Source organism: Hydrogenimonas sp. (assembly GCF_029933015.1).
Lineage (GTDB): Bacteria > Campylobacterota > Campylobacteria > Campylobacterales > Hydrogenimonadaceae > Hydrogenimonas.
Map to the genome: position 1 here is coordinate 1 of NZ_JAOZOZ010000123.1, position 4,952 is coordinate 4,952.

The following is a 4,952-nucleotide window of genomic DNA, read 5'->3' on the forward strand; positions in this document are numbered from 1 at the left end:
ACCTTGGGGTGGTAGAGGCCGCGGGTTCAAATCCCGCCACTCCGACCATTGCTTCAATCGACTTAAACCCCTCCGTTCTGGTATTTTCGGCTCATTCCTAGGAATCCCATTCCGATAGATTGGTGACCTATTGGCAACCATGTTTCAAACTTTTCTCTTTTTTGCATTCAAATACACGATTATCGAGCGGGGATTGTCTGTTGCAAACAGCAAAGTCACTTTCACAAAAATCTATTCAAAAAGGCCGGTTTCGAAAGAGACAGGTATCTTGCCACAGTCATACGCCTAGAAAATCAGAAGATCATCATCACTCTTTGTCACGTTTTTTCTTTTTCTTCCCGGTGTAGATCATGCCACCCATCTGCAAGCCCTCTTTGTAGATTTCGTTTTCGGCAGTCGCTATAAACCAATTCAGGTTATACCCTTTCTCGAAATACTCTATAATGGGTTTTTCGACCCGACTGTCGTATTCGAGCTCCTGAACCACCTTTCCTTTTTCATAGACGATGAGTCTTTTCATGTAATCCGAACCCTCGATGTCGACGATCTCGACTTTCCGCTTTGAACGTTTCCGTGTATTTTCTTTTTCTGGGTGATTTTTCTTTTTCATCGCTTCTCCTCGCATCACAGGTATTTCAATCAAACCCGAAATTCTTGACATCGTTATCGACAACAATTTTAACATCTTGTGAACATTCACATATTTTTTCGTTTTCTGAATGATAGCAAGAGGACTGTGTAGGGCAGATGATTGGCGGGTTTTTTCTCGATGGGTTTGACAGCAGATGCAGGATCTATTGTATCAATAGAAAAGGAATTTCTCTCGTAGAGCTTCCAGAGGCATCCGACTGGGGACCCTCCTCCTTTCCGGAAACGGAAAGGGGCGGCAAGCTATTTGTTGCAACAAGTGAAATCCACCCTGCGGAAGATATCGAATAGCCAGATGGATTTTACCGTGCGAGCGAATCAGGAAGAGGGTTGTTGCTGTTGCTGCGCTTCGATCTCTTTGCGTACCTGGTCCATATCCAGCGCTTTCACCTGCTTGATCAGATCCTCCAGGCCCTCTTCGGGAACCATGCCCGGCTGCTGGAAAAGGACGATGCCCTCGCGGATGATCATGACGGTGGGAATCGACTGGATATTGAAATACGCTGCGATCTCCTGCGCCTCTTCGGTATTGACCTTGCCGAAGAGAATATCCGGATGGTTTCCGGCGACTTTTTCGAAAATGGGGCCAAACTGCTTGCACGGACCGCACCAGGGCGCCCAGAAGTCGATGATCGCTATTTCGGCCGAAGCGACTTTGTCGTTGAAGTTTTCCGTGGTCAGGTTCTCAAGAGCCATAGGGATTCCTTGTTTTTTAGATAAGCCACATTGTGACATAAAGCGTAGGAAAGTTTCAAGTGGATGCATGGAACCCGTCTCGAAAATCCTTCTTTAAACCTCCTGTAGGCATTTTCGACCGAAAAAACCTTCCGGATATGCTCTTCCGCCACTCTGAGATATACGCGATGATGCTCCTGTAATCCAAAAAGGAGACGACCATGTTCAAAGAGGAAAACAGAAGCAAACTGCTCGATTTCGAGATAACGAATGAAAAACTGAGAAAGATCAAAGCGGCGAAGATCGCCCTGAAGGCGAAACTCGACTGCAGTATCGGGTCGATCGCGAAAGAGGAGCGTCTGAGTGTCGAAGAGGTGGAGCGGTGCCTGAAGGAAGATTTCGGCTTCGTCATCGAAAATGGCAGGGCATATTACCCCAAAAGCAACGAAGAGTTCGACCGGAAGCTTATGGAACTGATCGATTGAGCGGCGGAAAGATGCAAAAAGGGACAGATTTCTATCGGGGCGGATCACTCCGGTGTGGAAGCCCGACTCTCCCGATCCCCGGGCTCTTCGAGCTCTTTGGCCGCCCGTGCGATCAGCGAAGCGATCGATTCGCTGCGTCGACGGATGGCGATGCCGGTGGAGATCGTTACATCCTCGTCGATGTCGAAGCGGTGGATATCGACATGTTTGCGCACCTTGTCGGCGATGATCTTCGCCTGATCCTCCGTGGCGTTGGCGATAAAGAGGAGAAACTCGTCTCCTCCGTGACGGCAGAAGATGTCGTCTTTTCGGATATGGGAATCGATGATTCTGGCGACGGTTTTGAGGATTTCATCCCCCTTCTGCCGTCCGTGGGCTTCGTTGATCTTTCCGAGGCCGTCGATGTCGATGTAGATCAGGGCGTAGCGTCTGCCACCGTTGCCCAGGGCCACCATACATCCCTGGCGGTTGTAGACACCCGTCAGCGGATCGATGCGGTCTCTTATCGCCTTGACGCGGTAGAAATGGAGCATCAAAATCAAAAGAACCGCGACGAAAACGATGAGAACCACAGCCATCTTCGCCACCTGGACACCGTTGAGCAGGGCGTGGACCGCTTCACTCTCGTCATGGATGACGATGACGTATCCGCCGTGGCTTCCGTCGATCATCTTCAGAGGCAGGAAGCTGACGACATGGTAGCGTCCGGACCGGGACATCAGTATGGTGAAAAATTCCCTGTAGGGCATCAGAGAGGTTTTGAAATCCACCTCCCTGAAGAGCTCTATCCCGTGATTTTCCCCTTTTCGCATGATGAAAGCCGGATCGACATGACAGCGTCTGTAGTCGCTCAGCTGCTCCTCGTCGATCCCCTCTTCGATCTGTCTGAGATTGAATACCAGAAAGTAGCGGGCTTTCTCTTCGTTGATCTTTTCGAGCACCTTCTTCATCGGCGCGAAGGAGAAAGAGATCTCCGCGATGCCCACGAAATCTTTTCGGTGGAATATCGGATAGATCGCCCGGTAGAGGCCCGACTCGAACCCGTGGAGCGGTTTGTGCTCCTGGACGATCATCGCGATGGAAGAGCGGGAGGCGAGCATGGAATCTCCATACTTTTCGGGAGAGTGAAGGCGCAGCAGCACGATGCCGTCGGGCAGATAGAAGCGCATATGTTCCAGCGAGAAATCGCGCAGCTTTTCATAGAGGGGCGCATAACGCTTCAGGAGCTGTTTTCGCACGGTGACGTTGTTCTCTTCGCCACGGTAGAGTCTGGCCAGCAGGAGGGAGGTCTTTTCGTCCAGAATGGCCGAAGCGATAGTGTCCGTCGTGTTTTTGAAGGTTTCCAGCTCGAGAGATATGAGCTCTTTTTCGGAGTGGGCCGTCCGTTTGGCTATCGCGTTCAGTTCACTTTCGGCATACTGCTCGATACCCAGATAGAGAAAGAGCCCGAGTATGATGATACCCGCGCACTTCATCGCCGTTACGAGCCATTCGTGATCGTTTGTCCGAGCCATTCGCTTTACCGTCTTTCTATATTGATCCTACCGCCAGAGCGTAGAGGACCATTTTATCATCTTTGAGAAACTCCCGCACCTCATCGTCGTAATAGGCGCCCACGCCACTGCAGCCCAGGCCGAGATACCGGGCCATCAGATAGATTCTGTGGCCGACGATCCCCGCCTTCTGATAGAGGGCGCGGTAGTTGCACCCGTTTGAAAGCAGAAAGAAGGTGACGGCACTCTGTGCGACGAATCCCTGCTCCAGACAGAGATAGGCCGCCTTTTTCGCGAAATCGCCCGCCGCCACGAGCTTTCCGTCGCTATAGATACCTATCGGCATATCGGCCACTCTGTTGAGAACGGCATAGAGGCGCAGCGGCTCGTCGCAGTCGCTGGGAACGGGCTGACGCGCGAAGTCGAGGATCGCTTCGTACTGCATCTTCGTCATGCCCACCGTCGTAAACTCTCTGGCCGACCGCCTTTTCAAAATCGCGTCCTCCCACGCCTCTTTGTGAAAGGAGAGAGAGGGGAACCGCGGCTCTTTTTTACACCCCGCCAGAGCCATCGTCTCCCGGTAGGCTTTTTCGATGAGGGGAACATGGGCGAAAACGCCCGTCGGATCGGTCTGCACCGGTTTGTTTCTGGGGATCTTGACATCTGCGGAAGAGAGAGGGACCGCGGCGATGGCGGCGGAGAGGAAAAACTCCTCGTCGCCGAAACCGAAGAAGCGGTCGAGCCCGGCCAGATCGATGTCGTAGGCGATACGGTAGGCGTGCCCGTAGAGATGGCTGCCCGCCTCCACGGCGCCCAGCAGATGTCCCGCATCCAGAAGGCAGTAGCGGTAGGCGCGTTCTCTGTATTTCCAGGCGGAACGGTACCAGGGGGAGCTGACGAAAAAGAGGAGCCCCCGCATCGGACGGCGGAGTTTCAAAAAGGGTTCGAGCCCTTCGTACTCCTCCAAAGAGACAAGGAGAACGGCGGAGGTGCTGCCCACCTCGAAATGGTAGATACCGTCGGAAAATCCCTCCACGCCCCGCGCCTGGAAGTAGAGCTCGGTAGGGTAGAGGGCGCCGGCGCTGGGATGGGTCCGCAGGTAGTATTCGACGCCGGGATAGCTCTTTTTGGCCGTGATGCCGCCGATATGGTAGATGAATCTGTGGGCGGGAGAGGCTTTTGAAAGCGGGATCCGCGGAAGGGATGCGGGATAGAACTTCATCGAGGCGGGCTGGCTCTCCCAGTCGAGACGGTGGGGATTTTGACGGACCGAAATCCACGAATGCTTCGTCGCCTCGTGGTAATCAAGTCCTGAACAGCTGTTCATATCGTCTCTCCAGCACCGTTTCGATACGCCTATACAGCGGCGTTAGGGGCGAATCGAGCCTCTCTATGAGCGGCCGGTACTTCAGATAGACCTGCCAGGTCTTTTCGGCAGGATGTCTGCGTCCTCTTCTGAGAAGCTCGAAAGCGACGGAGGCGTTGATGTAACCTTTGATCAGAAGGATCTCGTCCCCGGCTTCGAAACGCCTGGGATACCAGATCTCCTCCAGCGCCTCGTGGGCCTCGTAGTACTCCCCCGCCTCCACGAGAGAGATGAAAGCCTCGCACGCTTCCCCCATCGAACGACTTCGCGACTCCATACAAGACA

Annotated in this window: 6 protein-coding genes; 1 reads left to right on the forward strand and 5 read right to left on the reverse strand. The window is 53.2% G+C overall.

Going from position 1 to position 4,952, the window contains the following annotated elements; genetic code table 11:
* Window positions 1-307 precede the first annotated feature (307 nt).
* On the reverse strand, window positions 308-685 hold the full coding sequence (locus tag Q1K23_RS07725) for a hypothetical protein (RefSeq protein ID WP_300363568.1): 378 nt from the start codon (window positions 683-685) through the stop codon (window positions 308-310).
* A 281-nt stretch (window positions 686-966) separates the two neighbouring features.
* Window positions 967-1,344, reverse strand: coding sequence for a thioredoxin (gene trxA / locus Q1K23_RS07730; protein ID WP_300363569.1), 378 nt, complete (start codon window positions 1,342-1,344; stop codon window positions 967-969).
* Window positions 1,345-1,544: 200 nt separating this feature from the next.
* On the opposite strand from trxA, the gene Q1K23_RS07735 reads away from it, so the two are divergent.
* The gene (locus Q1K23_RS07735; RefSeq protein WP_300363570.1) at window positions 1,545-1,808 is read left to right on the forward strand and encodes a hypothetical protein; all 264 of its coding nucleotides are present in this window, start codon (window positions 1,545-1,547) and stop codon (window positions 1,806-1,808) included.
* A 44-nt stretch (window positions 1,809-1,852) separates the two neighbouring features.
* Here Q1K23_RS07735 and Q1K23_RS07740 read toward each other — a convergent pair whose 3' ends face one another.
* The 3 genes from Q1K23_RS07740 to Q1K23_RS07750 form a co-directional block, all read right to left on the reverse strand.
* Window positions 1,853-3,322 carry a diguanylate cyclase gene (locus Q1K23_RS07740; protein ID WP_300363571.1) on the reverse strand — a complete coding sequence of 490 codons (1,470 nt, stop codon included), beginning with the start codon at window positions 3,320-3,322 and terminating at the stop codon, window positions 1,853-1,855.
* 16 nt (window positions 3,323-3,338) lie between these two features.
* The gene (locus Q1K23_RS07745; protein WP_300363572.1) at window positions 3,339-4,628 is read right to left on the reverse strand and encodes a nitroreductase family protein; all 1,290 of its coding nucleotides are present in this window, start codon (window positions 4,626-4,628) and stop codon (window positions 3,339-3,341) included.
* On the reverse strand, window positions 4,606-4,952 hold a 347-nt coding region (locus Q1K23_RS07750; protein ID WP_366522648.1), incomplete at its 5' end, for a DUF309 domain-containing protein. The genes Q1K23_RS07745 and Q1K23_RS07750, both read right to left, overlap by 23 nt.

What these genes read in the sequence shown, in the direction of transcription:
- Q1K23_RS07725 (WP_300363568.1), bottom strand. Translation starts at nt 685, where the DNA reads ATGTTAAAATTGTTGTCGATAACGATGTCAAGAATTTCGGGTTTGATT.
- trxA (WP_300363569.1), bottom strand. Translation starts at nt 1,344, where the DNA reads ATGGCTCTTGAGAACCTGACCACGGAAAACTTCAACGACAAAGTCGCT.
- Q1K23_RS07735 (WP_300363570.1), top strand. Translation starts at nt 1,545, where the DNA reads ATGTTCAAAGAGGAAAACAGAAGCAAACTGCTCGATTTCGAGATAACG.
- Q1K23_RS07740 (WP_300363571.1), bottom strand. Translation starts at nt 3,322, where the DNA reads ATGGCTCGGACAAACGATCACGAATGGCTCGTAACGGCGATGAAGTGC.
- Q1K23_RS07745 (WP_300363572.1), bottom strand. Translation starts at nt 4,628, where the DNA reads ATGAACAGCTGTTCAGGACTTGATTACCACGAGGCGACGAAGCATTCG.